Origin of the sequence: Sphingomonas sp., assembly GCF_039595165.1 — a bacterium.
GTDB lineage: Bacteria > Pseudomonadota > Alphaproteobacteria > Sphingomonadales > Sphingomonadaceae > Sphingomonas.
Window position 1 is genome coordinate 16,107 of the sequence record NZ_JBCNMA010000007.1, and the last position, 26,107, is coordinate 42,213.

28 protein-coding genes and 1 tRNA gene are annotated in these 26,107 nt (G+C 69.3%); 11 read left to right on the plus strand and 18 right to left on the minus strand.

Annotated elements, in window-relative coordinates; translation table 11 throughout:
* Nucleotides 1-6: 6 nt before the first annotated feature.
* The 5 genes from ABDV68_RS02180 to rpoZ form a co-directional block, all read right to left on the minus strand.
* Complete coding sequence (locus ABDV68_RS02180) at nucleotides 7-795, minus strand: TIGR02186 family protein (protein WP_343518008.1); 789 nt, start codon at nucleotides 793-795, stop codon at nucleotides 7-9.
* A 95-nt stretch (nucleotides 796-890) separates the two neighbouring features.
* Nucleotides 891-1,805: a sulfite exporter TauE/SafE family protein gene (locus tag ABDV68_RS02185; RefSeq protein ID WP_343518009.1), complete on the minus strand. Its 915-nt coding sequence runs from the start codon at nucleotides 1,803-1,805 to the stop codon at nucleotides 891-893.
* Between the two features lie 60 nt (nucleotides 1,806-1,865).
* Nucleotides 1,866-2,867 (minus strand): hypothetical protein, encoded by a 1,002-nt coding sequence (locus tag ABDV68_RS02190; RefSeq protein WP_343518010.1) that lies wholly within the window; start codon nucleotides 2,865-2,867, stop codon nucleotides 1,866-1,868.
* The gene (locus ABDV68_RS02195; protein WP_343518011.1) at nucleotides 2,864-4,249 is read right to left on the minus strand and encodes a glycosyl transferase family protein; all 1,386 of its coding nucleotides are present in this window, start codon (nucleotides 4,247-4,249) and stop codon (nucleotides 2,864-2,866) included. The genes ABDV68_RS02190 and ABDV68_RS02195 overlap by 4 nt, the downstream gene beginning before the upstream one ends.
* Before the next feature lie 138 nt (nucleotides 4,250-4,387).
* Nucleotides 4,388-4,732 (minus strand): DNA-directed RNA polymerase subunit omega, encoded by a 345-nt coding sequence (gene rpoZ, locus ABDV68_RS02200; RefSeq protein WP_343518012.1) that lies wholly within the window; start codon nucleotides 4,730-4,732, stop codon nucleotides 4,388-4,390.
* Between the two features lie 132 nt (nucleotides 4,733-4,864).
* Between rpoZ and ABDV68_RS02205 the strand changes: the two genes are divergently transcribed.
* Nucleotides 4,865-6,085 carry a phosphatidylserine/phosphatidylglycerophosphate/cardiolipin synthase family protein gene (locus ABDV68_RS02205; RefSeq protein WP_343518013.1) on the plus strand — a complete coding sequence of 407 codons (1,221 nt, stop codon included), beginning with the start codon at nucleotides 4,865-4,867 and terminating at the stop codon, nucleotides 6,083-6,085.
* A gap of 30 nt (nucleotides 6,086-6,115) precedes the next feature.
* Here the strand turns inward: ABDV68_RS02205 and ABDV68_RS02210 are convergent, their stop codons facing one another.
* Nucleotides 6,116-6,454: a hypothetical protein gene (locus ABDV68_RS02210; protein WP_343518014.1), complete on the minus strand. Its 339-nt coding sequence runs from the start codon at nucleotides 6,452-6,454 to the stop codon at nucleotides 6,116-6,118.
* A gap of 62 nt (nucleotides 6,455-6,516) precedes the next feature.
* Nucleotides 6,517-7,356 (minus strand): metallophosphoesterase, encoded by an 840-nt coding sequence (locus ABDV68_RS02215; protein ID WP_343518015.1) that lies wholly within the window; start codon nucleotides 7,354-7,356, stop codon nucleotides 6,517-6,519.
* A gap of 47 nt (nucleotides 7,357-7,403) precedes the next feature.
* Between ABDV68_RS02215 and ABDV68_RS02220 the strand changes: the two genes are divergently transcribed.
* A complete protein-coding gene (locus tag ABDV68_RS02220) occupies nucleotides 7,404-8,999 on the plus strand; it encodes a cisplatin damage response ATP-dependent DNA ligase (protein ID WP_343518016.1) in 1,596 nt (531 codons plus the stop codon).
* A gap of 99 nt (nucleotides 9,000-9,098) precedes the next feature.
* Here the strand turns inward: ABDV68_RS02220 and ABDV68_RS02225 are convergent, their stop codons facing one another.
* From ABDV68_RS02225 to ABDV68_RS02235, 3 genes are read right to left on the minus strand one after another with little or no spacing between them, the layout of a single operon-like run.
* Nucleotides 9,099-11,150, minus strand: coding sequence for an NAD(+) synthase (locus ABDV68_RS02225; protein ID WP_343518017.1), 2,052 nt, complete (start codon nucleotides 11,148-11,150; stop codon nucleotides 9,099-9,101).
* On the minus strand, nucleotides 11,150-11,656 hold the full coding sequence (locus ABDV68_RS02230; protein ID WP_343518018.1) for a CinA family protein: 507 nt from the start codon (nucleotides 11,654-11,656) through the stop codon (nucleotides 11,150-11,152). Before ABDV68_RS02230 ends, ABDV68_RS02225 begins: the two co-directional genes overlap by 1 nt.
* Before the next feature lie 46 nt (nucleotides 11,657-11,702).
* Complete coding sequence (locus ABDV68_RS02235) at nucleotides 11,703-12,422, minus strand: murein L,D-transpeptidase catalytic domain-containing protein (protein WP_343518019.1); 720 nt, start codon at nucleotides 12,420-12,422, stop codon at nucleotides 11,703-11,705.
* A gap of 245 nt (nucleotides 12,423-12,667) precedes the next feature.
* Between ABDV68_RS02235 and ABDV68_RS02240 the strand changes: the two genes are divergently transcribed.
* A complete protein-coding gene (locus ABDV68_RS02240; protein WP_343518020.1) occupies nucleotides 12,668-13,429 on the plus strand; it encodes a L,D-transpeptidase family protein in 762 nt (253 codons plus the stop codon).
* On the opposite strand, the gene ABDV68_RS02245 is transcribed toward ABDV68_RS02240, so the two are convergent.
* The 7 genes from ABDV68_RS02245 to ABDV68_RS02275 all read right to left on the minus strand — a co-directional run bounded on the left by ABDV68_RS02245 (nucleotide 13,426) and on the right by ABDV68_RS02275 (nucleotide 17,687).
* Nucleotides 13,426-14,160, minus strand: coding sequence for a lysophospholipid acyltransferase family protein (locus ABDV68_RS02245; protein ID WP_343518057.1), 735 nt, complete (start codon nucleotides 14,158-14,160; stop codon nucleotides 13,426-13,428). The two genes, ABDV68_RS02240 and ABDV68_RS02245, sit on opposite strands and share 4 nt — an antisense overlap.
* Before the next feature lie 136 nt (nucleotides 14,161-14,296).
* Nucleotides 14,297-14,719, minus strand: coding sequence for a Fur family transcriptional regulator (locus ABDV68_RS02250; RefSeq protein ID WP_331029534.1), 423 nt, complete (start codon nucleotides 14,717-14,719; stop codon nucleotides 14,297-14,299).
* 193 nt (nucleotides 14,720-14,912) lie between these two features.
* A complete protein-coding gene (locus tag ABDV68_RS02255; RefSeq protein ID WP_343518021.1) occupies nucleotides 14,913-15,329 on the minus strand; it encodes a MucR family transcriptional regulator in 417 nt (138 codons plus the stop codon).
* Between the two features lie 109 nt (nucleotides 15,330-15,438).
* Nucleotides 15,439-15,915: a GNAT family N-acetyltransferase gene (locus ABDV68_RS02260; RefSeq protein WP_343518022.1), complete on the minus strand. Its 477-nt coding sequence runs from the start codon at nucleotides 15,913-15,915 to the stop codon at nucleotides 15,439-15,441.
* Nucleotides 15,912-16,532 (minus strand): tRNA (adenosine(37)-N6)-threonylcarbamoyltransferase complex dimerization subunit type 1 TsaB, encoded by a 621-nt coding sequence (gene tsaB, locus ABDV68_RS02265; RefSeq protein ID WP_343518023.1) that lies wholly within the window; start codon nucleotides 16,530-16,532, stop codon nucleotides 15,912-15,914. Before tsaB ends, ABDV68_RS02260 begins: the two co-directional genes overlap by 4 nt.
* The gene (locus ABDV68_RS02270) at nucleotides 16,525-17,115 is read right to left on the minus strand and encodes a malonic semialdehyde reductase (RefSeq protein WP_343518024.1); all 591 of its coding nucleotides are present in this window, start codon (nucleotides 17,113-17,115) and stop codon (nucleotides 16,525-16,527) included. The genes tsaB and ABDV68_RS02270 overlap by 8 nt, the downstream gene beginning before the upstream one ends.
* Entirely contained in the window at nucleotides 17,115-17,687 is a 573-nt protein-coding gene (locus tag ABDV68_RS02275) for a NifU family protein (RefSeq protein ID WP_343518025.1), read from the minus strand. Before ABDV68_RS02275 ends, ABDV68_RS02270 begins: the two co-directional genes overlap by 1 nt.
* Before the next feature lie 153 nt (nucleotides 17,688-17,840).
* Here ABDV68_RS02275 and infA point away from each other — a divergent pair, with 153 nt between their 5' ends.
* The 5 genes from infA (at nucleotide 17,841) to ABDV68_RS02300 (ending at nucleotide 19,854) form a co-directional block, all read left to right on the plus strand.
* Nucleotides 17,841-18,059: a translation initiation factor IF-1 gene (gene infA, locus ABDV68_RS02280; protein WP_066578926.1), complete on the plus strand. Its 219-nt coding sequence runs from the start codon at nucleotides 17,841-17,843 to the stop codon at nucleotides 18,057-18,059.
* A 10-nt stretch (nucleotides 18,060-18,069) separates the two neighbouring features.
* A complete protein-coding gene (locus tag ABDV68_RS02285; RefSeq protein ID WP_343518026.1) occupies nucleotides 18,070-18,639 on the plus strand; it encodes a nucleoside triphosphate pyrophosphatase in 570 nt (189 codons plus the stop codon).
* Nucleotides 18,632-19,567 carry a ribonuclease gene (locus ABDV68_RS02290; RefSeq protein ID WP_343518027.1) on the plus strand — a complete coding sequence of 312 codons (936 nt, stop codon included), beginning with the start codon at nucleotides 18,632-18,634 and terminating at the stop codon, nucleotides 19,565-19,567. Before ABDV68_RS02285 ends, ABDV68_RS02290 begins: the two co-directional genes overlap by 8 nt.
* Nucleotides 19,564-19,758 (plus strand): DNA gyrase inhibitor YacG, encoded by a 195-nt coding sequence (gene yacG / locus ABDV68_RS02295; RefSeq protein WP_343518028.1) that lies wholly within the window; start codon nucleotides 19,564-19,566, stop codon nucleotides 19,756-19,758. The genes ABDV68_RS02290 and yacG overlap by 4 nt, the downstream gene beginning before the upstream one ends.
* Nucleotides 19,759-19,778: 20 nt before the next feature.
* A tRNA-Phe gene (locus tag ABDV68_RS02300) sits at nucleotides 19,779-19,854 on the plus strand.
* Between the two features lie 25 nt (nucleotides 19,855-19,879).
* Here the strand turns inward: ABDV68_RS02300 and ABDV68_RS02305 are convergent.
* Entirely contained in the window at nucleotides 19,880-20,368 is a 489-nt protein-coding gene (locus tag ABDV68_RS02305; RefSeq protein ID WP_343518029.1) for an asparaginase domain-containing protein, read from the minus strand.
* Between the two features lie 135 nt (nucleotides 20,369-20,503).
* Between ABDV68_RS02305 and ABDV68_RS02310 the strand changes: the two genes are divergently transcribed.
* From ABDV68_RS02310 to ABDV68_RS02320, 3 genes are read left to right on the plus strand one after another with little or no spacing between them, the layout of a single operon-like run.
* Nucleotides 20,504-22,663 (plus strand): polysaccharide lyase 6 family protein, encoded by a 2,160-nt coding sequence (locus ABDV68_RS02310; protein WP_343518030.1) that lies wholly within the window; start codon nucleotides 20,504-20,506, stop codon nucleotides 22,661-22,663.
* Nucleotides 22,660-24,831, plus strand: a complete 2,172-nt coding sequence (locus ABDV68_RS02315; RefSeq protein ID WP_343518031.1) for an alginate lyase family protein — start codon at nucleotides 22,660-22,662, stop codon at nucleotides 24,829-24,831. Before ABDV68_RS02310 ends, ABDV68_RS02315 begins: the two co-directional genes overlap by 4 nt.
* A complete protein-coding gene (locus tag ABDV68_RS02320; protein WP_343518032.1) occupies nucleotides 24,828-26,099 on the plus strand; it encodes an MFS transporter in 1,272 nt (423 codons plus the stop codon). The genes ABDV68_RS02315 and ABDV68_RS02320 overlap by 4 nt, the downstream gene beginning before the upstream one ends.
* Nucleotides 26,100-26,107 lie beyond the last annotated feature (8 nt).

The following is a 26,107-nucleotide window of genomic DNA, read 5'->3' on the forward strand; positions in this document are numbered from 1 at the left end:
CGAGAATCAGAATCGCCTCCAGATCGCACCCGCCGCCCAGCCGAAGAAGACCGAGAGCAGCACCGCCGCCATGCCGTAGACCACCGAGGAACGCTCGGCGGCGCGCGCGATCCAGCGCTCGAACCCCGATTTGCGGATGTCGATGTCGCGCACCGCGGCGGCGAGGACGCGGCCGTCCCGGATCAGGAAGGTTTCGGCGGTGAAGCGGCCGACGGGGACGCGCGCGGGGATGTTGACGCGGGCGCGGTAGAGCACGCCGTCCGAGATCTCGACCGAGCCGGGCGCCTCGTAATAGAGGCCGGTGCGCTTCTTGAGGTCGACAAGGCCCGAATCGAACCGTGCCTGCACCGCCGGCACCGCGCCCGAGGCGGGGGAGAGCTGGAGGCTGTCGAGCCCGAGTTCGTAGATCGCGCGGGTGCGCGCGTCGACGATGTCGCGGATCGGGCGCGACGAGGCGATGGCGTAGAAGGACGGGGCAGAGCGGTAGCGCGTGCGGTCGGCGTTGACCCAGATGCCCGCGATCTTCTGCTTCTCGCGCACCAGCACCGATTCGGTCGGGCCCTTCACGACGACGACGATGTCGGCGGGCGGCTCGCCCGGTTCCGCCGCGCTGCCGCCGGCATGGACGATCGCGCCGAACAGCAGCAGGTCGGCGCCGGTGAAGGAATAGGCGATCTCGATCTCGCGCTGCGACACGTCGGGGACGAGCACCGGCTTGGCCTGGCCGAGCAGCAGCGGCGCGGCGAGCGCGAGGAGAAGCGTTGTTTGTCGTGCGGCGCCGGCCCGGTCCCCCACCCGGCCCCCCATAGGGTACTGGCGTTGGGCGGCCGGGTGGGGGAGCGCGCCGGCGCCGCGTTTCAGCGAAGCTGAAACCCATGCAAGCACCCGCCTCATCCCAGCTGCACCGTGTAGATCTCGTCCGGGCGCCAGGCGAGGCCGAGCACCATGCGCAGCGCCACCAGCAGCACCATCACCGCGAGGACGAGACGGAGATATTCGGGCTTGGCGCGTGCGGCGAAGCGCGCGCCGAGCTGCGCGCCGACCACCGAGCCGAGCAGCAGGAGCGTGGCGAGGACGATGTCGACGGCCTTGGTCGTCACCGAATGCACCATCGTCGCCGCGGCGCTGACGAACAGGATCTGGAACAGCGAGGTGCCGACCACGACCTGCGCCGGCATGCCGAGCAGATAGAGCATCGCCGGGATCAGGATGAAGCCGCCGCCGACGCCGAGCAGCATCGTCAGGATTCCGGTCGCGAACCCCAGCAGCAGCGGCGCGAGCGGCGAGATGTACAGGCCCGAGCGGTAGAAGCGCCAGCGCAGCGGCAACGCCGCCACCATGGGGTGGTGCCGCCGCCGCTTGGCGCGGGGCGCGGCCCCGATGCGCGAGGCGCGGATCGCGCCGAGCGACTCGGACAGCATCAGCCAGCCGATCGAGCCCAGCATCAGGACGTAGAGGATGGCGATCACGGTATCGATCTGGCCACTCGCCTGGAGCAGCCGGAACAGGATCGCCCCCGCCCCGGAGCCGAGCACGCCGCCCGCGATCAGCACGAGTCCCATGTGCATGTCGACGCCCTGCCGCCGCAGATGCGCGAACACGCCCGACACGCTCGCGCCGGTCACCTGGCTCGCCGCGGAGGCGGCGGCGACGGTGGGCGGGATGCCGTAGACGATCAGCAGCGGCGTGGTGAGGAACCCGCCGCCGACGCCGAACATGCCCGAGAGCAGCCCCACGCCCAGCCCCAGCATCACGATCACGACCGCGTTGACCGAGAGGTTGGCGATGGGAAGGTAGAGATCCATGGGCAGCTTATGCGTAGCCGCTGATCGGGGCGTGCGGAAGGCGGACGCGCAGGAAAGTGGTCAGAAGTCCGCACCGAGGCTGAGCGCGGGTCCGGAGCCCGGCCGGGCGTTGCCCGCGACGCGCTCGCGCCAGTCGACGGCGACGCGGATCGCGCTGTCGCCGAGCGGAACGGTGGCGATCGCGCTCGGGCCGATGTCGAGCCGCGCCGTCTCGCGCTGGGCCGCGCCCCAGGCGCCGGCGCCGACGTCGAGCCGGGCGTCGCCCGCGCGCGCGATCTCGCGCGTGACGCGCAGCGCGCCGTCGGCGAACGGGTCGATCCGCTTGCGCGCCACCGCACCCGCCTGGCCGTACGCCTCGAGCTGGAAATCGAGCGGAAGCGGCACGGCGTAGACGCCCGCGACGATGCCGAGCGCCGGCCCGCCCGGTACGCCGTCGAGGCCGGCGCGATACTCGGCGATGACGCGTACGGGGGCCGCGGTCGGCTGCCAGTCGAGGCCGACCGCCGCTTCCTTGCCGCGTCCCGCGAGCGGCGCAGTGAGGCGGGCGAACAGCGCGATGCGTCCGCTGCCGGGATGATAGGCGATGCGCAGCCCGGCCTGGTCTCCGCCGAGCATCGCGCCGCCCGACGCCGCGCCACCCCGCGTGACGAACCACGCGCTCGCCGACCAGCGCGCGGGCTGGGCAGGTTCGGCGAGCATCGCGGGCGGCGCCGGACGCCGCGGGAGCGTGCCCGGCGGCACGCCCATTGTTTCCTCGCGCCCGAACGAGACCAGGCCGAGCATGGCCAGGCTGATCCGCGCCGGATCGCCGCGCACCACCGCGGGCTCGCTGGCGAGAAAGGCTGGCGCGGCCGGCGGGGCGGCCACGACCGGCATCGCCGGGGTCGCGGGGCGGGGTTCGGCGCGCGGCTGAATCGCGGCGGCGGCGGGGCGAAGCGGAAAGGCCGCCTCGATCGCCTCGGGCAGCGTGGCGCCCTCGGGCCAGAGCATGACCGTGCGTGCGCTGGCCCAGCCGAAGGCAACCAGCGCGACGAAGCGCAGCGGCCGCCCGCGTCCGGTCATGCGGGCTCGCTTTCCTCGGAGTCGGGGAAATGATGCGCGGTCTTCTCCCACACCGGGCGCTGGCCGCGCAGCGTGGGAAGATAGATGGCGATCGCGCGCCGCGCCGCGAGCAGGGCGACCAGATTGGCGACGAACAGGCGCGGGATCGAGAGCAGCGCTTCGACCGCCCCATAGGCCCGGCCCGTGAACAGCGCGCGCATCGCCACGCGCCAGCCGAGCAGCGCCCCGTTCGCCGCGAGCAGCCAGCGCACCGCGCCCTCCGGCTCGGGCAACAACGAGCCGGCGGCGAGATGGACGGCGAGCGATGCGCCCCACGCGATCAGCGCGAGATAGGCGATCGCCAGCACCGGGATCGCCAGCGTCGCGCGCCGGTCGCGCATCCGCATCCAATGCTCGCCGATCGAGCCCTTGTGCGCCCATCCGGTGCGGTCCCAGCCGGCGAGCGCGATGCCGGTCATCCAGCGCGCTTTCTGGCGCACCGCCGCGGGCAGCGCGGAGGGGAAATAGCCGCGCACCGCGACCAGCCGGCCGTCGGCGTCGCGATGGCGCGCGAGCTTGGTCCGGCCGCCCATCGCGGCGACGGTGAGGCCGAGCTCATAATCCTCGGTCAGGCTCGATTCGTCGAAGGGCAGCCCGCCGCGCGCCTCTGCGATCTGGCCGAGCAATGCGCGGTCGATCGCGCAGCCGACCCCGGCGAATGGCAGCGCGGCGCCCAGCGCCTCGCGCACCGCGAGGTTCTTGGCATGCGCCTCGGCGAACTCGTCGAGATAATGGCCGGCGATCAGCGGCGAGCGCGGGTCGGGCAACGGAAGCACCGGGATCTGCACCGCCTGGTGATCGGCGAGCCAGGCGGCGATCACGCCGAGCTCGTCGGGATGCACGACGTCCTCGGCATCGTGGAGGACGATCGCGCGCACGGGGCCTTCGACCGCTTCGTCGCGCATCAGCGCACGCCACACCGCGTTGAGGCAATCGGCCTTGGTGGTGCCGCCGGGCCGCTCGTTGATCACGATGCGGACGCGCGCATCCTCGGCGGCGACCGCGCCAGCGACGGCGAGGGTTGCGGGATCGTTGGGATAGACGCCGACATAGAGCCGGTAGTCGGCATAGTCGTAGCGCGCGAGCGCGGTGCGCAGCATCTGGCCGATCACCGCGGATTCGTCCCAGGCGGGAACGAATATGGCGAGCCGGCCGCCGTCACGCACCGGCGCGCGGCGCGGCGCGGGCTTCAGCGATTTGCGCAGGCGCGACCAGAGGAAGACCAGGTCGACGGCGAGATCGTCGATCCCGCCGATGAGGAAGCCGATCGCAGCGAACAGCATCGCTTCGCGCGCGACGGCGTCGACGCCCAGGATGACCGCCTCGATGCCCGGCAATGGCATTCCCCCCGATTCGGATCAGCGATTGTCCGATTCGGGGCGGAAGCGATCAAGCGCTTGTTTCGACTCGGGAAAATATGAAAAACGCCGGCATCCCAAGGGGATACCGGCGTCTATTCGCGTGATCGGGTCCGAAACGGATCAACCGTCGTAATCGGCGCCCAGATTCTGGTTGCGCGGCGGGGCGGCGGCGGTGAGGCGCAGCGCCTCGGCCGAGGCGGCGAGCGAGCCGACCTCGTCGGGCGCTTCCTCGTCGTCGATCTGCACGCGCTGCAGGCTGCCGACCAGCGATTCCTCGAGATTGTCGGGACGCACCGTCTCCTCGGCGATCTCGCGCAGCGCGACCACCGGGTTCTTGTCGCGGTCGCGCTCGATCGTGAGCTCGGCACCGCCCGAGATCTGCCGCGCACGCTGCGCGGCGAGCAGCACCAGATCGAACCGGTTGGAGACCTTGTCGACGCAATCCTCGACTGTGACGCGCGCCATGAAACGCTTCCTTCGGACAGGGAATACAGGAAAGCGGGCGACTTAGGGACGCCCCCCGCAAGAGTCAAGGAAATCGGGGCCAACAGGCCGAGGGGCTGGCGATGCGCGCGCGCTTCGTGCAAGCCGGGCAGAATGCAGCAGGCCGACCCGAACCGACCCGCCATCCCGCCCGGCCTGCCGCCCGAACCGCCGCCGCAGCCCGTGTTCGCGGTCGAGGGCAACCGGCTGACCCTGCTCGACACCGGGCCGCGCCGCCTCGGCGCGCTGATCGAGCTGATCGAAGGCGCGCAACGCTCGCTGCGATTGCTCTATTACATCTACACCGACGATGTGGTCGGCGAACGCGTGCGCGATGCGATGACCGCGGCGGTCGCGCGCGGCGTGGAGGTCACGCTGATCGTCGACGGGCTGGGCAGCGATCCGGCCTATGACAACGACTTCTTCGCGCCGCTGCGCGAGGCGGGCGGCAATGTCTGCTTCTTCGTGCCGCGGCTGGGCCGCCGCTACCTGCTGCGCAACCACCAGAAGGTCGCGCTCGCCGATGCCGAGACGGCGGCGGCGCGGGCGATCATCGGCGGGTTCAACATCCAGGACGATTATTTCGGCGCGCCGGGGAGCGACGGCTGGCGCGACCTGGGACTGCTGGTGGAGGGCCCCGCCGCGGCCCGGCTCGGCGGTTATTTCGACGCGCTGTGGCGCTGGGCGAAGCGGCCGCGCGCGCCGCTGCGCGTGCTGCGCAAGGCGCTCGCCGACTGGAGCGAGCCCGAGGGCAAGCTGCGCTGGCTGATGGGCGGGCCGACGCGGCGGCTTTCCCCCTGGGCGCGCGCGGTGCGGCGCGACCTCAAGCATGCGCGGCGGATCGACATCCTCGCCGCCTATTTCTTCCCGAGCCCGGCGATGCTGCTGCGGCTCGGGCGCGCGGCGCGGCGCGGGGGGCAGGTGCGGATCGTGCTGCCCTCGATCACCGACAATTCGCTGACCATCTGGGCGGCGCGCTTCACCTATCGCGGGCTGCTGCGCCGCGGCGTGCGGATCTTCGAATATCTGCCGACCAAGCTGCACACCAAGCTGTTCGTGATCGACGACGCCGTGCAGATCGGGTCGGCCAATTTCGACATGCGCAGCCTGTTCCTCAACCTCGAGGTGATGCTGCGCATCGAGGACCGCGCCTTCGCCGCGCATGTCCGCGCCTATGTCGATGCCGAGGTGGCGCGGTCGCTCGAGGTGACGCCCGAGCTGCATCGTGCACGCACCGGTCCGTGGACGCGGATCAAGCAGGCGGCGGTGTATCTGGTGGTGGGCGTGCTCGACTATCGCGTGACGCGATGGCTCAATTTCGGCCCGCGGGACTGACCCCGGACGCGCACGCCCGGGGTCGTTCGATCACTTGATCGCGGCCAGGTTCTTCTCGGTCTTGGCCAGCACCTCGGGGGTGAGCTTGTCGGCGGCATAGCCCGAGAGCTGCTTGAGGCTCATGCTCTTGAACATCTCGTAGGATTCGTGGGTCGTCAGGCCGGGCAGGTCGGCGTCGAGCACGGCCTTCGCCTTGGCGTCGGCGACGATGTCCTGGATCGGCGTGTCGAGGTTGAACTTGGCGGCAGCGGCGGCGGGCGCGGCGGGCGCGGCGGGCGCGGTGGGCGCCGCCGGCGGGTTGCCGGTCTGGGCCGCGGCCATGGGGGCGAGCGTAACGGCCGCAAGCGCGGCGCACAGGACAGTCTTCATCGGGGCAAATCCCTCCCAACGGCACGCGCGAATCGCGGCCGGCCCAGCGGGCGGCGCGAAGCCTAGCGCGGCGTTGCGGCCGGTGCGAGAGGGCCCATGGTGACGATCCAGAAATCGGGCGGCGCGCCGGAGCGGAAGGGAAGGACGCTGGTGCCGATCCCGCCCGAGACGACCGTGGTGCGGCCGGGCTCGCGGATCATGCCGCAGGCGTAGCGCTCGCCGTGGCGGGAAGCGGTGGCGAGATAGCCGATCAGCGGGAGGACGATCTGGCCGCAATGCGTGTGCCCGGCGAGGACGAGCCCGAAGCGCGGCGGGAGCAGCGGCGCGATGTCGGGGCTGTGGCTCAGCACCACCGTCGGGCCGGGCAGCGCCGCTGCGGATCGGGTGAGCGCCTCGACATCGGCGTTGCGGGTGTGGATATCGTCGGCCCCGGCAATGACGAGCGGTCCCGCGCGAACTGCCTGGTTGACGAGAACCGGGATGCCGGCGGCCGCGACCGCGCGCCGCATCGCCGGGCCGTCGCGCCAGTGATCGTGGTTGCCGAGCACGGCATAGACGCCGAGCGGGGCCTTCAGGCCCTTGAGCGAGGCGGCGATCTCGGCCTCCGAATAGAGATGTGTGCGGAGTGTGCGGTCGCCGCTGAAATCGCCCGCGATCAGGATGAGGTCGGGTTTCTGCGCGTCCACCTGCGCGGCGATGCGCGCCATCCGCTTGGGGCTAAGGTCGGGGCCCTGGACGTGGATGTCGGCGAGGAGCGCCACGCGAATCGGCGGTGTGTTTGCTGGCCAGCTCGCGAACGCGACATTGGCGCGGCGCACGACCGGATCGGCGGTGGCGTTGCGATAGCCGATGAGCGGAACTGCCAGCGCGAGCAGCAGCAGGACGGCGAGCACGCGCTTCATGGCGATCGTCTAGCGGAACCGTTGCGGCTGCGCCATGTTCAGCCGTCATGCGCGCTTTCGCCGACCTGCTCGACCGGCTGATCTACACACGCTCGCGCAACGCCAAGCTGCGGCTGATCGGCGCGTACCTGAAAGCGACGCCCGATCCCGACCGCGGCTGGGCCATGGCGGCGCTGACCGGTGATCTCGACCTGGCCGCGGTCAAGCCCGCGATCATCCGCGCGCTGGTGTACGAACGCGTCGATCCGGTGTTGTTCCAGCTGAGCCGCGATTTCGTGGGCGACACCGCCGAGACCGTGGCGCTGATCTGGCCCGAGCCGGCGGTGCCGCCCCCTGCCGACGAGCCGCTGACGGTCAGCGCGGTGGTCGACCGGCTCGGCAGCCTGTCGCGCTCGGATGCGCCCGCGGCGCTCGGCGCGATGCTCGACCGGCTCGAAGCCGACGAACGCTATGCGTTGCTCAAGCTCGCCACCGGGGCGTTGCGCGTGGGCGTGTCGGCGCGGCTCGCCAAGACCGCGCTGGCCGAGGCGTTCGGGCTCGATGTCGATGCGGTGGAGGAGGTGTGGCACGGGCTGCAGCCGCCCTATGCCACGCTGTTCGACTGGGCCGAGGGGCGCGGCGCGCAGCCGACCGCGGCCGACGTGCCGGTGTTCCGGCCGTTCATGCTCGCCCATCCGCTGGAGGAGACCAAGGTCGATCTCGCCGACTATGCCGCCGAGTGGAAATGGGACGGGATCCGCGTCCAGCTCGTCCATGTCGCGGGCGAGACGCGGCTCTACAGCCGCGCCGGCGACGACATCACGGGGAGCTTTCCGGAAGTCGCGGCGGCGTTCGCGACGCCGGGCGTGCTCGACGGCGAGCTGCTGGTGAAGGGCGAGGCGCAGGGCGGGGAAGGCGGCGCGGCGAGCTTCAACGCGCTGCAGCAGCGGCTCGGGCGCAAGCAGGTGCCGGCGAAGATGCTGGCGGACTATCCCGCGTTCGTGCGGCTCTACGACATATTGTTCGACGGGGCCGAGGATCTGCGCGAGCTGGGATGGAGCGAGCGGCGGGTGCGGCTGGAGCAGTTCGCGGCGCGGCTCGATCCCGAGCGGTTCGACGTCTCGGCGCTGATCGAGGCGGCGGATTTCGCCGCGCTGGAGGAGCTGCGCGCGGGCGCACGCGATGCCGCGATCGAGGGGGTGATGCTCAAGCGGCGCGATTCCCCCTATGTCACCGGGCGGCGCGTCGGCCTGTGGTACAAATGGAAGCGCGATCCGCTCAACGCCGATTGCGTGCTGATGTATGCGCAGCGCGGCTCGGGGAAACGCTCGTCCTTCTATTCGGACTATACGTTCGGCGCATGGACCGGCGATCCCGCTCTTGGGGCGGAGCTGCTGCCGGTGGGCAAGGCCTATTTCGGCTTTACCGACGAGGAGCTGAAGTGGCTCGACCGCTTCGTGCGCAACCATACGGTGGCGCGGTTCGGGCCGGTGCGCGAAGTCGAGAAGACGCTGGTGCTGGAGGTCGCGTTCGATTCGATCCACGCTTCCAAGCGGCACAAGTCGGGGCTGGCGATGCGCTTCCCGCGGATCAGCCGCATCCGCACCGACAAGCCGGCGAGCGAGGCCGACACGATCGCCGGGCTGGAGCGGCTGGTCACCTGACCTGCCTCGTCATCCCGGGCTTGACCCGGGACAGGGCTGCCTCGCTCGCTGAGAAGAAGCCCACCCCGGCTCGGGGGCCGGGGCGACGAATAAAGAGCCTCACCCTTTCGGGACGTTGGCCTCGAGCTCGTCGAGCCACGGTTTCGCAGAACCGTCCGACGGCGCGCGCCAGTCGCCACGCGGGGAAAGCGCGCCGGCCGAGGAGACCTTGGGTCCGTTGGGGATCGCGCTGCGCTTGAACTGGCTGGTCACGAAGAAGCGGAACAGGAACTTCTCGAGCCAGTGGCGGATCGTCGCGAGATCGTATTGCGCGCGCGCCCCGGCCGGGATTCCGAGCGGCCATTCGCCGGCGCTCGCGTCCTTCCACGCGTGCCAGGCGAGGAAGGCGATCTTCGACGGCGCCAGGCCGTGGCGCACGGTATAGTGGAGGAAGAAGTCGTTGAGGCCATAGGGCCCGATCTTGTCCTCGGTGCTCTGCAGCGCGCCGTCGGCGCCGGCGGGGACCAGCTCGGGCGAGATCTCCTGCGCGAGGATCGCCTCGAGCACCCTGTCGGTCTCGGCGTCGAACTGGTCGGTCGCGACGCACCAGCGGATCAGATACTGGATCAGCGTCTTGGGCACGCCGGCGTTGACCGCATAATGCGACATATGGTCGCCGACGCCGTAGGTGCACCAGCCGAGCGCGAGCTCGGACAGGTCGCCGGTGCCGACCACGAAGCCGCCGCGCTGGTTGGCGAGGCGGAAGAGATAGTCGGTGCGCAGCCCCGCCTGCACATTCTCGAAGGTGATGTCGTAGACCGGCTCGCCATCCGCATAGGGGTGGCCCATGTCGGTCAGCAGCTGGCGCGCGGCGGGGCGGATGTCGATCTCCTCGCCGGTGACGCCGAGCGCCTTCATCAGCGCCCAGGCATTGCCCTTGGTGCCCTCGCCGGTGGCGAAGCCCGGCATGGTGAAGCCGAGGATGTTGGCGCGCGGCAGGCCGAGCCGGTCCATCGCCTTGGCCGCGACGATCAACGCATGGGTGGAGTCGAGCCCGCCCGAGATGCCGATGACGAGCTTCTGCGTGCCGGTCGCTTCGATGCGCTTGCGCAGCCCCTCGACCTGGATGTTGAAGGCCTCGTAGCAATCCTCGTCGAGCTTCTCGGGGGTGTTGGGGACGAAGGGATAGCGGCGGATCCTGCGGTGCAGGCCGAGATCGTCGAAGCCGGGATCGTGGCGGAAGGTGATGCGGCGGAACTCGGTCTCGGGATGGCCGTGCGCCGCCGCGGTATCGTTGAAGGTGCCGAAGCGCATCCGCTCCTGCCGGATGCGGGCGACGTCGATGTCCGCGAGGACGATCTCGGGCTCGAGATCGAAGCGGCTCGACGCGGCGAGCAGGTCGCCGAGCTCGTGGATCAGGCTCTGCCCGTCCCAGGCGAGATCGGTGGTGCTCTCGCCCGGTCCCGCGGCGGAGAAGACATAGGCGCCGACCCCGCGCTCCGACTGCGCCGCGCACAGCATCGCGCGCTGGCGCGCCTTGCCGACCACGACGTTGGAGGCGGAGAGGTTGCAGAGGATCGTCGCGCCGGCGAGCGCGCCATAGGTGGAGGGCGGGATCGGCGCCCAGAAATCCTCGCAGATCTCGGCGTGGAAGACGAAGTCGGGCATGTCTTCCGCGGCGAAGATCAGGTCGGTGCCGAACGGCGCGGTCTGCCCCGCCAGCTCGATCTCGCCCGACAGGCCCGCGCCCGAGGCGAACCAGCGCTTCTCGTAATATTCGCGATAGTTCGGAAAATAGCTCTTCGGGACGACGCCGAGCACGTTTCCGCGCGCGATCACCACCGCGCAGTTATATAGCCGCCCATTGCGCTCAAGCGCGGCGCCGACCACCAGCGCGGGACGCAGCTTGGCGGTGGCGGCGATCAGCTCGGCGAGGCCCTGGCGCGTGGCGCGCAGCACCGCGTCCTGGAAATGCAGGTCGTCGATCGCGTAGCCGGTGATGCCGAGCTCGGTGAACACCAGCAGATCGGCACCCGCGGCGTCGCCCTGCTTGGCGAGCTCGATATGCGAGGCGGTGTTGGCGGCGATGTCGCCGGCACTGGCGTGCGGCGTGCAGGCGCCGACGCGGACCATCCCGTGCGCATGGATCGAATAGAATCGGTGCTTCGCCATCAGCGGATCGCCTCCCCGAGCATCTCCAACGCCACCCGCATGCATTCGATCCGGGTCGGTCCGCGCCCGATATCACCGAAATGCTGCTCGCGATGCGCGGTTTCGCGCCCCTTGCGCGCACAGGCGAAGTGGACGAGGCCCGGTTCGTCGTCCGGGCCGCCGGGGCCCGCGAAGCCGGTGATCGACAGCGCGATGTCGGCGTGGCTGCCCGCGAGCGCGCCCTCGGCCATCGCCACCGCGACCTCGCGGCTGACCGCGCCGCATTTCTCCACGAAATCGCGCGCCAGCCCGAGCAGCTCGCACTTGGCCTCGATCGAATAGGTGACGAAGCCGCGCTCGAAGGTCGAGCTCACCCCTTCGACATCGGTGAGCAGCGAGGCGAGCATGCCGCCGGTGCAGCTTTCGGCGGTGGCAAGGCTCAAGTCCTTGGCGCAGGCGGCTTCGAGCACCTCGCGCGCGGCGCGGTCCACTTCGTCGGGCAGGACCGGGGAAAGGGTTTCGGTCATCGCCTCGGCTTTAGCCGGGACGAAGGGCAGACGCCACTAACCCGGATCAGGCGCTCTTTTCGGCGTAGATCATGCGGCCTTCGCCGAGCAGGGTGAAGACCTTGTCGAGCTCGCGCTCGCCCACCGCGAAACAGCCCTGGCTGCGGCCGAGCTTGCCGTGCTTGGCGATCATATCCGCGTTCGAATACCAGGCGGCGTGGATCACGATCGCGCGGTCGAGCGCGTTGTTGTTGGTGGCGTCGAGCCCGATCAGCCGCTGCGACAGCTGGTGCTGGCCGACATAATAGTTGGACGCGAGGAACGCGCCCTCGCAGGTCGCTTCCGAATTCACCTCGTTCGAGAAACGCTGGAGCATGCCGGTATGCTCGGGGTCCGAGCCGATGCCGTGCGCCACCAGCATCGAGCGCGTCGCGCCATTGTGCAGGTCGACGAGGTGGAAGCGCAGCCGCGAGGAGGGCAGCGAGAAATCGGCGATGGCGATGCGGTCCTGCTGGCGGATGCGGCTGCCGTGGCGCTGCAGCGCGGCCATGGCGCGCTGGAACAGCTCGGGCCGGATGCCGCGCGGCGCGACGGCGGCGGCGCGGGCGGGCTGGATCACGGGGGTCGCTACCGGCGGGGGCGAGGGGACGGGAACCGGCGGGGCCGGAACCGCGGCGGTCGAGACGGTGCGCGCGGCACAGCCGGCAAGCAATCCGGTACCCGCGACCGCAGCCGCCGACTTCAAGAACGCGCGGCGCGAGGCCACGACTTCGATCATTTCATCCATGCGCTCTCTGCGCCCCAACAAAACTCGCTCTCTTCAGGAATATAGCAAATGATCGTCGCGATTCGCCTGAACATGTTCCCGCTTCGACACCGTTTCACCCCGGCTGTGGCCCGGTTTGTCGTAGTTGGCCGGCCCGGAACGGGACCGTGCCGGTCACCGATTCAGCTTTGAATCGATATACCTGCGTGGCACCAACTTGATGAAACCGCCGTTAACCATCGGCGAGTCGAGTGGAGAAGCGCGTGGTGCGGGCAGGGTTGCGGGCGGTGCTGGCAGGCGGGCTTGGGCTCGCGCTCGCCGCCGCAACGCCCACCGCCGCGCAGCAGGTGCGCGCGGCCGGAACCGACGAGGTGCTGCTGCGCAACGGGCAATGGGCGTGGCTCGAGGAAGCGGCCTATCAGAAGGCGGGCGGGCCGGGCGCGGTCTCGATCCTGATCAGCCTGCCGGGGCAGATCGCCTATGTGTATCGCGACGGCGTGCTGATCGCTGCCTCCACCGTGTCGACCGGCAAGCGCGGCAAGTCGACCCCGGTGGGCGAGTTCACCATCCTGCAGAAGCGCGTGTTCCACCGCTCCAACCTCTACAGCAACGCGCCGATGCCGTTCATGCAGCGGCTGACCTGGACGGGGATCGCGCTGCATGCCGGGCACCTTCCCGGCTATCCCGCCTCGCACGGCTGCATCCGCTTTCCGCGCGAATTCGCGCAGCGGCTGTTCGAGATCACTGAGCTCGGCGGCCAGGTGTCGATCGTCGACTATGAGATCGTCGATCCGCGCGTGCGGCGCGGCGTGCCGCGGCTGGTGCCCGAGCAGATCGCCAAGGCGCCCGAACCGCCGTTCCTGCGCGCCGACCTCGCCACGCTCCGCACCGCCGGATTCGACGTCGTCACCGCGAGCAACGACGTGATCATCCCGGTGGTCGAGACGCGCGACGTGGTGAGCGATGGCGGCGTGCCCTATGCCCCGCTGAAGCCGGTGGTGCAGAAGCTGCCGCAGCGGCGGCGCTAGCCCGCGGCGGGCGGCGGCCCGGCATAATTGACCGGCGCGACGGCCCAGCCGAACGGGCGCAGCGGACCGCCCAAAGCGGCGACCAGCGCATCCTCGATGCGGCGGCGGCTTTCGGCCGCGATCGCCTTGCGGCCGGGAAAGTCGCGCGGATCGAACGGCTCGAGGAAGCTGATGCGCAGCGGGAACGAGCCTTTGCGCGACAGCACGCGGCGCGCGTTGTTGAGCCCGCCTTCCTCGCCGATCCACCCGATCTCCTCGCCGACCGCGCCGTAGAAGAGCAGGACGGGCTGGACCATCACGCCGGGCGGCGGCGGTTCGAGCACGCGCAGCATCGGTGTCTTGAAGGGAAGCAGCGAGCGGCCGTCGGTGGTGGTGCCTTCGGGAAAGACGGTGATCGCCCAATTCTCGGCGAGCGCGTCGCGCAGCGCGTTGATCTGCTCGGCGACGCCCATGCGGTTCTCGCGCTTCACATAGACCGTGCGGTTGAGACCGGCGAGCCAGCCGACCACCGGCGCCGTGCCGATCTCGGCCTTGGCGACGAAGGCGGTGCCGCTCGCGCCGCCGAGCGACAGGATGTCGATCCAGGACAGGTGGTTGGAAATGTAGAAGACGTCGCGGCGCAGCGGCGTGCCGACCGTCTCGACCCGTGCCCCCGCGATGCGCGCGGCGCGGCGCAGGAACCAGCGCGGCCAGGGCGAGGGCAGGCGGAAGAGCCGCCACAGATAGTGCATCGGCACATGGCTGAGCACCGCGAGCAGCAGCAGCCCGACCCGCCGCCAGAAGCGGAAGGATTCCGACGGGGTCAACCTGGTCGCGAGGCCCTTTGCGGCGTCGAGGCGCCGGGGATCGACGCCAGCGGTCAAAAGCTCAGCTCTTCCGGTCGAGCGCGACGCCGTAGAGCTCCATGCGGTGGTCGACGAGGCGGAAGCCCAGGCGCTCGGCGATCTGCTTCTGGAGCAGCTCGAGCTCGGGATCGACGAACTCGATCACCTTGCCCGTCTCGACGTCGATCAGATGGTCGTGATGCGCTTCGGGCGCGGGCTCGTAGCGCGCGCGGCCGTCGCCGAAATCGTGGCGGTCGAGGATTCCCGCCTCCTCGAACAGGCGGACGGTGCGATAGACCGTCGCGATCGAGATGCCGGGATCGATCGCCGAGGCGCGGGCATAGACCTTCTCGACATCGGGATGGTCCTCCGCCTCGGAGAGGACGCGGGCGATCACCTTGCGCTGCTCGGTGATGCGGAGGCCCTTCTCATGACAAAGGGCTTCGAGGTCGATCTTGCGGGCCATGGCGGTGATGTAGCGCTTATGACCGTTACGGAAAAGGGGACCAGAAAATACGAAACGCCGGCGAGGCCTGGGCCCAGCCGGCGCTTTCTGGTTGAGTTACGGTGGCGGCCCGCTCCCCACCCGGCCACCCATCGGATATTGTCGTCGGTGGCCGGGTGGAGGAGCGGGCCGGCACCGCCCCAATCAATAAATCTCAGCGCTTGCGGCGCTTGGTGCCGAGGCCGATCTTCTTGGCCAGGTTGCGGCGCTGCTCGGCATAGTTGGGAGCGACCATCGGATAGTCGGCGGGGAGGTTCCACTTGGCGCGATACTGTTCCGGGGTCATCTGATAGTGAGTCATCAGATGCCGCTTCAGCATCTTGAGCTTCTTCCCGTCTTCGAGGCAGACGATATAGTCGGGCTTGATCGACGAGCGGACCGAAACCGCCGGTTCCTGCTTCTTCGCTTCCGGCTCGGGCGCCTTGGTACCCAGCCCCACCAGCGCGCCATGGACATTGGCGATCAGCAACGGGAGGTCGGAAACGGCGACGCTATTGTTGCTGACATGTGCTGCGACAATATCGGCGGTTAGCGTGACCAGCGTTTCCTGCATGTCGTTCTGGGCGTCCATTGTGATCCTTTCGAACTGGTGCCGCGGCAGCAAGGTTACACACCGCGCGACAGCCTATCGATCGGGAATGGAGTAATTGCAAGTCCAGTGCGAATGCTGTTCGCCGATTTCAGCCGATCTTGCGCGAAAAGGTGTGCGCGTCGAACAGCTTGCCCTCTTTGCCGCGATAATAGTCGCGGCGTTCGCCGATCTTGTCGAAACCTTCGGCGCGATAGAGACGGACGGCGTCGTTGTTGGCGCGCACCTCGAGATGCAGCACCGACGCGCCGCGCTCGCGCGAGTCGGCGACGATCGAGCGCAGCAGCGCGGTGCCGATGCCGCGGCGGCGCATCGCGGGACGGATGGCGAGCAGCAGCAGCTCGGCCTCGTCCATGACCGCGCGGGCGAGCGCGAAGCCGGCGGGCTGCGCACCGCTCCACGCGATGCTGGACCACACGCCGGGCAGCGCGATCATCCCCATGCACTGGCTCGGCGTCCAGGCCTCGCCGAAGCGCGGGTCGAACGCCTCGGCCATGATCGCGTTGATCGTCGCAAGGTCGGCGGGGCGGCCGTGGACGATCTCGACGAGCTGCGGCGCGGTGCTCATGACGCGAGCGGCTTGGCGTCCGGCGCGCGGCCGTAGATCGGGCGTGCAGGGAGCGTGGCGAAGGCGGGCGGAAGCAGGGCGGCGTCGGCCGCGTGGGGCAGCGCCTCGCGCAGGTCGAGGCCGGGATCGAGCGCGGCGAGGTGGCGCACGCCGTTGCCGATGGCGGGACGGCCTCCGAGTGCGGCGAGCGCCGCATCGGGCCGCAGCGAGGCGAATGGGCCGGCTTCGGCCAGCGGGCGGGTAAAGGCCTGCATGAAGACCTCACGATGTCCCCCTTCGAGCACGACGGCAAGTTCATCGAGCGCAGGATCGGCGGCAAGTGCGGCGGCGGCGACCAGCGGCAGCGAGGCGAAGCCGGCGACCTCGGCGCCCCAGCCAAGCGCCAGCCCGCGCGCGGCGGCGATGCCGACGCGGATGCCGGTGAAGCTGCCCGGGCCGCAATCGACCAGGATGCGCGCGGCACGTCCGCCATCCGGCAGCTCGGCGATCATCGGGATCAGCCGCTCGGCATGGCCACGGCCGACGTCCTCGTGCCGCGCGGCGACCACCGCGCCGCCGCTGAGCAAAGCGACCGAGCAGGCGGCGGTGGCGGTATCGATGACGAGCGTGTCAGGCAATCTTGTTGAACTGCTCGAAGGCCGGGCGGGGACTGCGGCCGAAGATGCTCGCCGGGTCGCCGCGGCCGATCGTCGCGATGAAGTTCGCGTGGACCGAAGGCTGGTCGGCGAAGAAGGCGCGATCGGTCGCCGCGAAGTCGATCCCCGACATCGGACCCGTGTCGAAGCCGAGCGCGCGCGCCGCGATCAGCAGATAGGCGCCCTGCAGCGATCCGTTGCGCAGCGCGTGGATCTTGCGCGCCTCGGGATCGGGGAACCAGCTCCTGGCGTCGGTGTGCGGGAACAGCCAGGGAAGCTGTTCGTGGAAATCATAGTCCATGCCGATCACCACGGCGGCGGGCGCCTTGCGGATCTTGGGCGGATTGGCGCCGGTCGCGCAGTCGGCGAGCTTGTCCTTGGCCTCCTGGCTCAGGCACCACACGAAACGCGCGGGCTGCATATTGGCCGAGGTCGGGCCCATCTTGAGCAGCTCGTAGATCGCGCGGATGTCGGCCTCGGTCACCTCGCCGGGCAGATAGCCATTGTAGGTGCGGGCAGTGCGGAAGATCGTGTCGAGACCGGAATCGTCGAGCGGCGTGCCCATCAGACGGCGCGCACTTCGGTGACCTCGGGGACGTAATATTTGAGCAGCTGCTCGATCCCGTTCTTGAGCGTCGCGGTCGAGGAGGGGCAGCCCGAGCAGGCGCCCTGCATCTGGAGGTAGACCTTGCCCTTGTCGAAGCCGCGATAGACGATGTCGCCGCCGTCATTGGCGACCGCGGGGCGGACGCGGGTCTCGATCAGCTCCTTGATCTGGGCGACGATGTCGGCGTCCTCGGGATCGTCGGTGAAGCTCTCCTCCCCGGGGACCGAGAAGCCGGCGGCGGTGCCGGGCCGGAACAGCGGCATGCCCGCGCTGAAATGATCGAGCAGGATGCCGAGCACGTCGGGCTTGAGCCCGGTCCATTCGACGCCCGGCGCCGCCGTGACCGAGATGAAGTCGCGCCCGAAGAACACCCCGGTCACGTCGCCGAGGTCGAACAGCGCCTCGGCGAGCGGCGAGGCTTCGGCTTCCTCCGGGGTCGCGAAATCGCGGGTGCCGGCATCCATCACGGTGCGCCCGGGCAGGAACTTCAGGGTCGCCGGGTTGGGCGTGGCTTCGGTCTCGATCAGCATGGCGCCCATTTGGGCCCGAACCTTCGCCGCATCAAGCAAGGAAGGAGAAACGCTTTGTTCGTGGCGGACAAGCGCAGACAGGCACACTTTCCTTTTCGTCCGAGGAAGAGTAAGGCACCGCGTCTTTTTCCGTACTGTTCCCAAGAGGTTTGTTTGGCCAAGGAAGAACTGCTTGAAATGCGCGGCCGCGTGGTGGAGCTGCTCCCCAACGCGATGTTCCGCGTCCGGCTCGAGAACGACCATGAGATTCTCGGCCACACCGCCGGCAAGATGCGCAAGAATCGCATCCGCGTCCTGGTGGGCGACGAAGTGCTCGTCGAACTGACGCCCTATGACCTGACCAAGGGCCGCATCACCTATCGCTTCAAATAAGGCCGGGCCGGTGCGGCTCATCTTGGCCTCGACCTCGCCGCGCCGCCGCGACCTGCTCGCGCGGATCGGTGTGGTCCCCGATCGCATCGCCGCGCCCGATATCGACGAGGAACCGCGCAAGGGCGAGCTTCCCCGCGCCTATGTCCAGCGCATCGCGCTCGGCAAGGGGCAGGTGGTCGAACGCGCGGACGACGAGATCGTGCTGGCGGGCGACACGACGATCGCGGTGGGGCGGCGCATCCTGGGCAAGCCCGAGGACGAAGCCGACCTGCGGCGGATGCTCGATCTGCTCTCGGGACGGCGTCACCATTGCCTCTCGGCCGTTTGTCTGATCGACACCGCCGGCAAGGCGCGGCTTCGGCTCAGCGACACGATCGTCACCTTCAAGCGGCTGACCCAGGCTGAGATCGACCGCTACGTCGCGAGCGGCGAGGGCATGGGCAAGGCCGGGGGCTATGCCATCCAGGGGCGCGCCGAGGCGTTCGTGCGGTTCCTGGCGGGCAGCCATTCGGGCGTGGTCGGGCTGCCGGTGTTCGAGACGCGCGCGCTGCTGGAGAGCGCTGGATACCCCTGTGGCTGAGTGGCTCTACGAGGCCGGGATCGGCGAGAACCGTGCCGCCCTGGTCGCGCGCGGCGTGATCTGGAAAGCGGCGATCGAGTTGCCCGGCCTGCGCGCCGGCACCATCGCACGTGCGCGGCTGGTCGACCGGGTGACCGGCAAGATCGCGCTCGATAGCGGCGAGGAGGCGCTGTGCGATCCGCTCCCGTCCGGCATTACCCAGGGCGCGAGCTTCACCGCACGCATCGTGCGCGAGCCGATCGCCGAGGCGGGCCGCGCCAAGCTCGCCAAGGCCGTGCCCGCCGATGCGCCGCCGATGCCCGGCCCCGACCTTCTGACCCGGATCAAGGCGACCGACCTGCCGGTGCGGCAGCTGCGCGCGCACGAGCCCGACCTGCTCGAGGATGCCGGCTGGTCCGAGCTGCTCGAGGAGGCCGCGACCGGCGAGATCGCCTTCGCCGGCGGCGCGTTGCGCATGACGGTGACGCCCGCGATGACCCTGTTCGACGTCGATGGCGCCGCGCCGCTGGGTGCGCTGTCGATCAGCGCCGCGCATGCCGTCGCGCAGGCGATGGAGCGGATGGAGATCACCGGGTCGGTGGGGATCGACTTCCCGACGCTCGCCAACAAGAACGAACGCAATGCCGTGGCCGAGGCGATCGACGCCGCGCTGCCGCAGCCGTTCGAGCGTACCGCAATGAACGGCTTCGGCTTCCTCCAGGTCGTCCGGCGGCGCACGCGCATGTCGCTGCCTGAGCTGCTCGCGGCGGACCCGGCGGGCGCGATGCTGCGCGCCGAGCTGCGGCGGCTCGAGCGTCTTCCCCCGCCCGCTCCCGATACCCATATGGTGCCTGCCGCGTTGCTGCGGCGCCTGGAGCGCGAGCCGCAATGGCTCGCCGAGCTGCACCGCCGCACCGGCGGGCGTACCGAGTTTGTGGAGCAACGGTGAAACGCGAGGATTGCCCGATTTGCGGCAAGCCGGCCGATCCGGCGTTCAAGCCCTTCTGCAGTCGCGGCTGCAAGGACCGCGACCTGCTGCAATGGCTGGGCGAAGGCTATCGCCTGCCCGGCGCCGCGATCGATCCCGATGATGTGGAAGGCGCGCAAAGCGGGCTGGACAGGGGCGAAACCCCCGACTAAGAGCGCGCCTTCGCTCCCGTGCCCGGGTAGCTCAGTTGGTAGAGCATGCGACTGAAAATCGCAGTGTCGGCGGTTCGACTCCGTCCCCGGGCACCATTTCCCCTAGACTGGCGATGACGCCCTAGACCGGAACGAAGCTGTTGCTCGTCCGGTCCTTGCGCACGCTGCCCGCGGGGAAGACCGTGCCGTTCATCGCGATCCACACGCCCGGGCCCGGTGCGACCTGGACCGTGGCGAAGGCCATGCCGAGGTTGAAGGCGGCGTCGCTCTCGGCGAAGCGTGCCGGCGCGAGCGCGCCGAGCAAGGCGATGCGCTTGTCGGGAATGCCGGTCAGCGCCGCGGCGGTCTCAGTCATCGTGTCGGTGCCGTGCGTGATGACGATGCGCTGCTCGGGCGCCGTCCTCACGGCTTCGGCGATTGCGGCGCGATCGGCGTCGGTGAGCTCGAGGCTGTCCTTGCGCATCAGCTCGACGATCCGCACGTCGCACGCCGCGCGCGCCACCGCGAGCAGGCGCGAGACCACGCTGTCGCCGATCTGATACTCGCTCAGCGCGTCGAAGTAGAGCTTGTCGATCGTGCCGCCGGTGGTGAGGATGAGGATGTCCGCCATGTCGCGCGCTATAGCCGCCTCGCCCGCACCTGTCAGGGGCTTATACCAATTGCGGCGAATGGTATAAACGGTGCTTGAACTGTACATGCCAGTTGGTTAGTCCAATCGGCAGAACAGAATCATGGGAGCGGGCGGATGCGGACGGGCGGATCACTGGCACTGGCCCTGTTGACGATCGCGTCGCCGGCCTTCGCCGCGGATCATCTGGTGCGCGACCAGGGCGGTTATGCCGCCGCGGTCAAGAAGGCGGCGCCGGGCGATCGCATCGTGCTGGCCGATGGCGAGTGGCGCGATTTCCAGATCGTGTTCACGGGCACGGGCAGCGCGGACAAGCCGATCACGCTGACCGCGCAGACTCCGGGCAAGGTGGTGATCGCGGGCAGGTCAAACCTGCGCGTCGGCGGCAAGCATCTGGTGGTGTCGAACCTCGTCTTCCGCGGCGGCTTCTCGCCGACCAAGGAGCTGATCTCGCTGCGCCGCGATTCGAAGACGATCGCGAGCGACACGCGGCTGACCGGGATCGTCGTCGACAACTTCACCAATCCCGACCGGCGCGCCGAGGACATCTGGGTCGCGATCTACGGCACCGACAATCGCGTCGATCATTCGTGGTTCGCGGGCAAGGGCAATGCCGGGGTGACGCTCGCGGTGATCCGGCCAAAGGGGCAGGGCGACGAGAACCGCGCACGGATCGATCATAATTATTTCGGCCCGCGCCCGCCGCTCGGCTCGAACGGCGGCGAGACGATCCGCATCGGCACCAGCGACGAGTCGCTCAGCGATTCGAAGACGGTGATCGAGAACAACTGGTTCGAGAAATGCGATGGCGAGGTCGAGATCGTCTCGATCAAGTCGGGCGGCAACGTGATCCGCGGCAATATGATCGTCGAATCGCAGGGCGCGATCGTGCTGCGCCACGGCAACGGCAATCTGGTCGAGCGCAACATCTTCTTCGGCAAGGGCAAGCCGAGCACCGGCGGCATCCGCGTGATCAACCGCGACCAGGTGGTACGCGACAACTATCTGGAAGGCGTCACCGGTACCTCGTTTCTCAGTGCGATCGCAGTGATGAACGGCGTGCCGAACTCGGTGATCAATCGCTACCATCAGGTCGCGAACGCCCGGATCGAGCGCAACTCGATCATCGAGGCGGGCCGCATCACCTTCGGCGCCGGGGCCGATGCCGAGCGCACCGCCTCGCCGGTGAGCAGCCGGTTCGAGCGTAACCTGATCGTCAATGCCGACGGCAAGGACATCGTGCGCAACGAGGGCGATGTCTCGGGCCTCGCGATGGCGGGCAATGTGGCGGGGGCGGTGAAGCTCGAGCGGGCGGCCAATGGCCTGCTCTATCCCGCCGATGCGACGGTGGCCGCGGGCGCGCCGCGCGACCTCGTGCCGCTCAAGCGCGACGAGGCGGGGCCGGCCTGGTATCCCAAGGACGCGCCCGCGGCGGCGGCCGGGCGGCAGATCGAAGCGCCGGCACGGGCCGATGCGCTGGCGAAGGCGGTGGCCGCTTCGGCGCCGGGCGACACGATTCGCGTGGCGGCGGGGGTGCACCGCGTGCTGGGGCCGGTCGCCATCGCGCATCCGCTGACCATCGCCGGCCCGCGCGACGCGGTGATCGAGAGCCTGGGCGTAACGCTGTTCCAGCTGTTTCCCGGCGGGAGCCTCACGCTGCGCGGCCTTACCCTGTCCGGCGCGGGCGCGGTGGGCACGCCGCGCAACGCGCTGGTCCGCGCGCCGCAAGCCGTCAGCACGTTCAACTATCGCGTCACGCTCGACGACGTCGCGGTGCAGGATCTGAACGCACCGAACTTCGACGTCTATGCGGCGATGCCGGGGACCTTTGCCGAGAAGGTCGAGATCCGCGGGTCGAGCTTCGCCAAGATCAGCGGCGCGGTGGTCGCGGCGGTGTCGGAGACCGGGAGCAAGGGACTCTACAGCGCCGAACAGATCGAGATCGCCGACAACAGCTTCGCCGAGGTCGCGACGATCGCCGATGTCGCGCGACTCGGTACCGACGAGAGCACCTTCGGCCCGCGCTTCGTGATGACCGGCAATGCGGTGACGCGGGGCGGAAAAGTGCGTCTTTCCGGCGTGCAGTCGGTCGAGATCGCGCGCAACCGCTTCGCCGATGCGGCCGGGATCGAGGTGGCGAACAGCGTCGGCGCGCCGGTGGTCCGGATCTCCGACAACCGTTTCGCCGCGACGCCCCAGCCCAAGGTGACCAAGCTCTATCCGCAGGGCACGCCTGACGTGGTGGTGGCCGGCAACGTCGTGGTGGGGCGGCCGTGATCCGCACCGCCCTCGCTGCCGCATTGCTCGCGACCGCGACGCCGGTTCTCGCACAGGATGCCGCGCCGGTCCTCGCCAGCACCGAAGCTTATCGCGCGATGGCGGCCGAGGGCGCCCGCGCGCCGCTGTTCGCGCGCGAGCTGGAGAGTGCGCGCAAGGCGGTCGAGGCGGGGATGCGCGCCGGGATCGACGTGCCGGTGCCCAAGGATCGCGGGGGCGGGCCGACGCATGAGCGGCACAAGGCCAATTACAAGCTGATCCAGCTGGCGGGGACGCTGTACCGCGTGACCGGCGACAAGCGTTACGCGGATTACGTCCGCGACATGCTGCTGGCCTATGCCAAGCTCTATCCGGGGCTGGGCAAGCATCCCGCGGCGGCGAACCAGGTGCCGGGGCGGCTATTCTGGCAGAGCCTCAACGACAGCGTGTGGCTCGTCCATGCGATCCAGGGCTATGACGCGGTGCGCGGCGATTTGACGCCGGCCGAGCGCAAGACGATCGACGATCAGGTATTCCGCCGCATGGCCGCGTTCCTGACCAGCGAGCCCAACACCTTCGACCGCATCCACAACCATTCGACCTGGGCCAATGCCGGGGTCGGCATGACCGGCTATGTGCTGCGCGACAAGACGCTGGTCGAGCAGGCGCTGAAGGGCAGCGACCGCAGCGGCAAGGTCGGCTTCCTGCGCCAGCTCGACCTGCTCTTCTCGCCCGACGGCTATTATGCCGAAGGGCCGTACTATCAGCGCTACGCGCTCCAGCCCTTCGTCGTGTTCGCGCAGGCGATTGCCGACAACGAGCCCGAGCGGAAGATCTTCGCCTATCGCGACGGGATCGTGCTGAAGGCGATCCGCACCGCGGTGCAGACGACCTATGCGGGCTATTTCTTCCCGATCAACGACGCGATGCCCGACAAGAGCCTCAGGACCGAGGAGCTCTATCAGGGCGTGGCGATCGGCTATGCCGCCAGCGGCGATCCCGGGCTGCTCGGGATCGCGCAGTGGCAGGGCAAGGTCGCGCTGTCGCCGCAGGGTTTCGCGGTCGCGCGCGATGTCGCGGCGGGCAAGGCCAGGCCGTTCGCCTTCGCCTCGACACTGCTGCGCGACGGGCCCGAGGGCAAGGACGGCGCACTCGCGATCCTGCGCTCGGGGCCGGAGGAGAAGGCCCAGGTCGTCGTGGCCAAGAACACCGCGCAGGGCATGGGCCACGGGCATTTCGACAAGCTCAACTGGCTGCTCTACGACAATGGCAACGCGATCGTGACCGATTACGGCGCGGCGCGCTTCCTCAACATCGAGGCCAAGGAGGGCGGGCGCTACCTGCCCGAGAACGACAGCTGGGCGCAGCAGACGATCGCCCACAACACGCTGGTGGTGAACGAGACCAGCCATTTCGACGCCAAGCTGAAGCCCGCCGAAGCGGCGTCGCCCGCGCAGCTCGCGTTCAAGGGCGACGGGCCGGCGCGCTGGTCGATCGGCGAGATGGCGGGGGCCTATCCCGGCGTCACCTTCCGCCGCGCGCTGGTTCAGCTCGAGATGGGCAAGGGCTCGCCGCTGGTGCTCGACCTGCTCACGGTGAAGAATGCCGGCAAGGCGACCTACGACCTGCCGCTGCACTTTGCCGGGCACGTCATCGACACCGACCTCAAGCTCGCGTCGAACGTCACCGCGCGCCCGGTGCTGGGCAAGGCCAATGGCTATCAGCACCTCTGGGTCGATGCGACCGCGCCGCTCGCCAATGGGCAGGGCCGGCTGACCTGGATCACCGAGGGGCGTTTCTACACTTATCGCATGGCTACCGCGGGTGCGCAGGTGATCCTCGCCGAGAGCGGCGCCAACGACCCGCGCTTCAACCTGCGGCGCGAGCCGGTGGTGATCCAGCGACTGGAAGGCGCGGGCGACGCCGCGTTCCTTAGCCTGGTCGAGCCGCACGGCCGCTACGACGCCGCGACCGAGACGACGACCAACAGCCGCAGCGCGGTGACGGGCCTGTCGATGGTCGAGTCGGGTGGCGTGCGTGTCGCGACGATCGCGCTCGTCGGCGGCAAGCAGATCCTGGTCGCGATCGCGGCGGATACCACAGCGGACAAGGCGCACAGCGTCACCGTGAACGGGCGCAAGCTCGAATGGCGCGGACCGGTCGGCCGGTTCGATGGAGAGGGCAAATGAAATCGGGTTTCCGCTGGTGGATCATCGCGCTGATCGCGCTCGCCACCGTGATCAATTACATCGACCGCAACGCGCTCGCGGTGATGTGGCCCGAAGTCGCCAAGGACATCGGCGCGGACAAGGAAGACTATGCGCTGCTGGTGACCATCTTCATGGTCTTCTACGCGCTGGGCCAGTCGCTGTTCGGCAAGATCTTCGACGTGGTCGGCACCCGCATGGGCTTCGCGATCTCGATCATCGTGTGGTCGCTGTCGATCGCGGCGCACAGCTTCGTACGCTCGATGGCGATGCTCGGCATCCTGCGCGCGACGCTGGGGATCAGCGAGGCGGGCAACTGGCCCGGCGCGGCCAAGGCCAATGCGACCTGGTTTCCGCGCTCCGAACGCGCCTTCGCGCAGGGCATCTTCAACGCCGGCGCGTCGCTCGGCGCGATCGTCTCGGCGCCGCTGGTGGCGATCCTGTTCGGCTTCGTCGGCTGGCGCACGACCTTCCTGATCGTCGGTGTGCTCGGCTTCCTGTGGCTGCTGCCGTGGCTGTGGGTCTACAAGTCCGATCCCGATGCGCATCCCTGGCTGAGCAAGGCCGAGCGCGAGCACATCCTGGGCGCCAACGAGCGCGTCGAAGCGGACGCCAAGCCCGCCGGCTACGCGCCGTCGATGGGCCAGCTGCTGCGCCACAAACAGGCCTGGGCTGTGATGGCCGGGCGCTTCTTCCTCGACCCGATCTGGTGGTTGTTCGTGTCGTGGCTGCCGATCTACCTCAACGAAAGCTTCGGCTTCGACGTCAAGCAGATCGGCATGTTCGCCTGGGTGCCGTTCGTCGGCGCGATGCTCGGCTCGCTCTCGGGCGGGTGGCTGTCGGGCAAGCTGATCCAGCGCGGCTGGAGCGCGGACAAGGCGCGCAAGACCGCGATCACGCTCGGCTGCGCGATCATGCTGCCGGCGCTGCTGCTCACCGCGACGGCGTCGACCCCGCTCTTTGCGGTGCTGCTGATCGCGGCGATCCTGTTCGGCTTCCAGATGGCGATCAACAATATCCAGACGCTGCCGAGCGACTGGTTCGGCGGCGGCGCGGTCGGCTCGCTCGCCGGGATCAGCGGCACCGCCGCGGTCGCGGGTACGCTGATCACCACCTGGCTGGTGCCGGCGATGACGCAGACGAGCTTCGCGCCGATCTTCATCCTGGGTGCTGCCCTGGTGCCGCTCTCGCTGCTTTCCATCTGGCTCGGCGGCCGGATCGAACCCGTTCAACCCAACATCAAGAACTAAGGGGCTTA

Bases quoted from the DNA above. Each gene is read 5' to 3' on its own strand.
- ABDV68_RS02185 (WP_343518009.1), bottom strand. From the start codon at position 1,805: ATGGATCTCTACCTTCCCATCGCCAACCTCTCGGTCAACGCGGTCGTG.
- ABDV68_RS02255 (WP_343518021.1), bottom strand. From the start codon at position 15,329: ATGGACGCCCAGAACGACATGCAGGAAACGCTGGTCACGCTAACCGCC.
- rpoZ (WP_343518012.1), bottom strand. From the start codon at position 4,732: ATGGCGCGCGTCACAGTCGAGGATTGCGTCGACAAGGTCTCCAACCGG.
- ABDV68_RS02195 (WP_343518011.1), bottom strand. From the start codon at position 4,249: ATGCCATTGCCGGGCATCGAGGCGGTCATCCTGGGCGTCGACGCCGTC.
- ABDV68_RS02275 (WP_343518025.1), bottom strand. From the start codon at position 17,687: ATGCTGATCGAGACCGAAGCCACGCCCAACCCGGCGACCCTGAAGTTC.
- ABDV68_RS02225 (WP_343518017.1), bottom strand. From the start codon at position 11,150: ATGGCGAAGCACCGATTCTATTCGATCCATGCGCACGGGATGGTCCGC.
- ABDV68_RS02250 (WP_331029534.1), bottom strand. From the start codon at position 14,719: ATGGCCCGCAAGATCGACCTCGAAGCCCTTTGTCATGAGAAGGGCCTC.
- ABDV68_RS02205 (WP_343518013.1), top strand. From the start codon at position 4,865: ATGCAGCAGGCCGACCCGAACCGACCCGCCATCCCGCCCGGCCTGCCG.
- ABDV68_RS02260 (WP_343518022.1), bottom strand. From the start codon at position 15,915: ATGAGCACCGCGCCGCAGCTCGTCGAGATCGTCCACGGCCGCCCCGCC.
- ABDV68_RS02235 (WP_343518019.1), bottom strand. From the start codon at position 12,422: ATGGATGAAATGATCGAAGTCGTGGCCTCGCGCCGCGCGTTCTTGAAG.
- ABDV68_RS02245 (WP_343518057.1), bottom strand. From the start codon at position 14,160: ATGCACTATCTGTGGCGGCTCTTCCGCCTGCCCTCGCCCTGGCCGCGC.
- ABDV68_RS02190 (WP_343518010.1), bottom strand. From the start codon at position 2,867: ATGACCGGACGCGGGCGGCCGCTGCGCTTCGTCGCGCTGGTTGCCTTC.
- ABDV68_RS02270 (WP_343518024.1), bottom strand. From the start codon at position 17,115: ATGGGCACGCCGCTCGACGATTCCGGTCTCGACACGATCTTCCGCACT.
- ABDV68_RS02230 (WP_343518018.1), bottom strand. From the start codon at position 11,656: ATGACCGAAACCCTTTCCCCGGTCCTGCCCGACGAAGTGGACCGCGCC.
- ABDV68_RS02320 (WP_343518032.1), top strand. From the start codon at position 24,828: ATGAAATCGGGTTTCCGCTGGTGGATCATCGCGCTGATCGCGCTCGCC.
- ABDV68_RS02210 (WP_343518014.1), bottom strand. From the start codon at position 6,454: ATGAAGACTGTCCTGTGCGCCGCGCTTGCGGCCGTTACGCTCGCCCCC.
- ABDV68_RS02305 (WP_343518029.1), bottom strand. From the start codon at position 20,368: ATGGCGGACATCCTCATCCTCACCACCGGCGGCACGATCGACAAGCTC.
- ABDV68_RS02220 (WP_343518016.1), top strand. From the start codon at position 7,404: ATGCGCGCTTTCGCCGACCTGCTCGACCGGCTGATCTACACACGCTCG.
- ABDV68_RS02310 (WP_343518030.1), top strand. From the start codon at position 20,504: ATGCGGACGGGCGGATCACTGGCACTGGCCCTGTTGACGATCGCGTCG.
- ABDV68_RS02215 (WP_343518015.1), bottom strand. From the start codon at position 7,356: ATGAAGCGCGTGCTCGCCGTCCTGCTGCTGCTCGCGCTGGCAGTTCCG.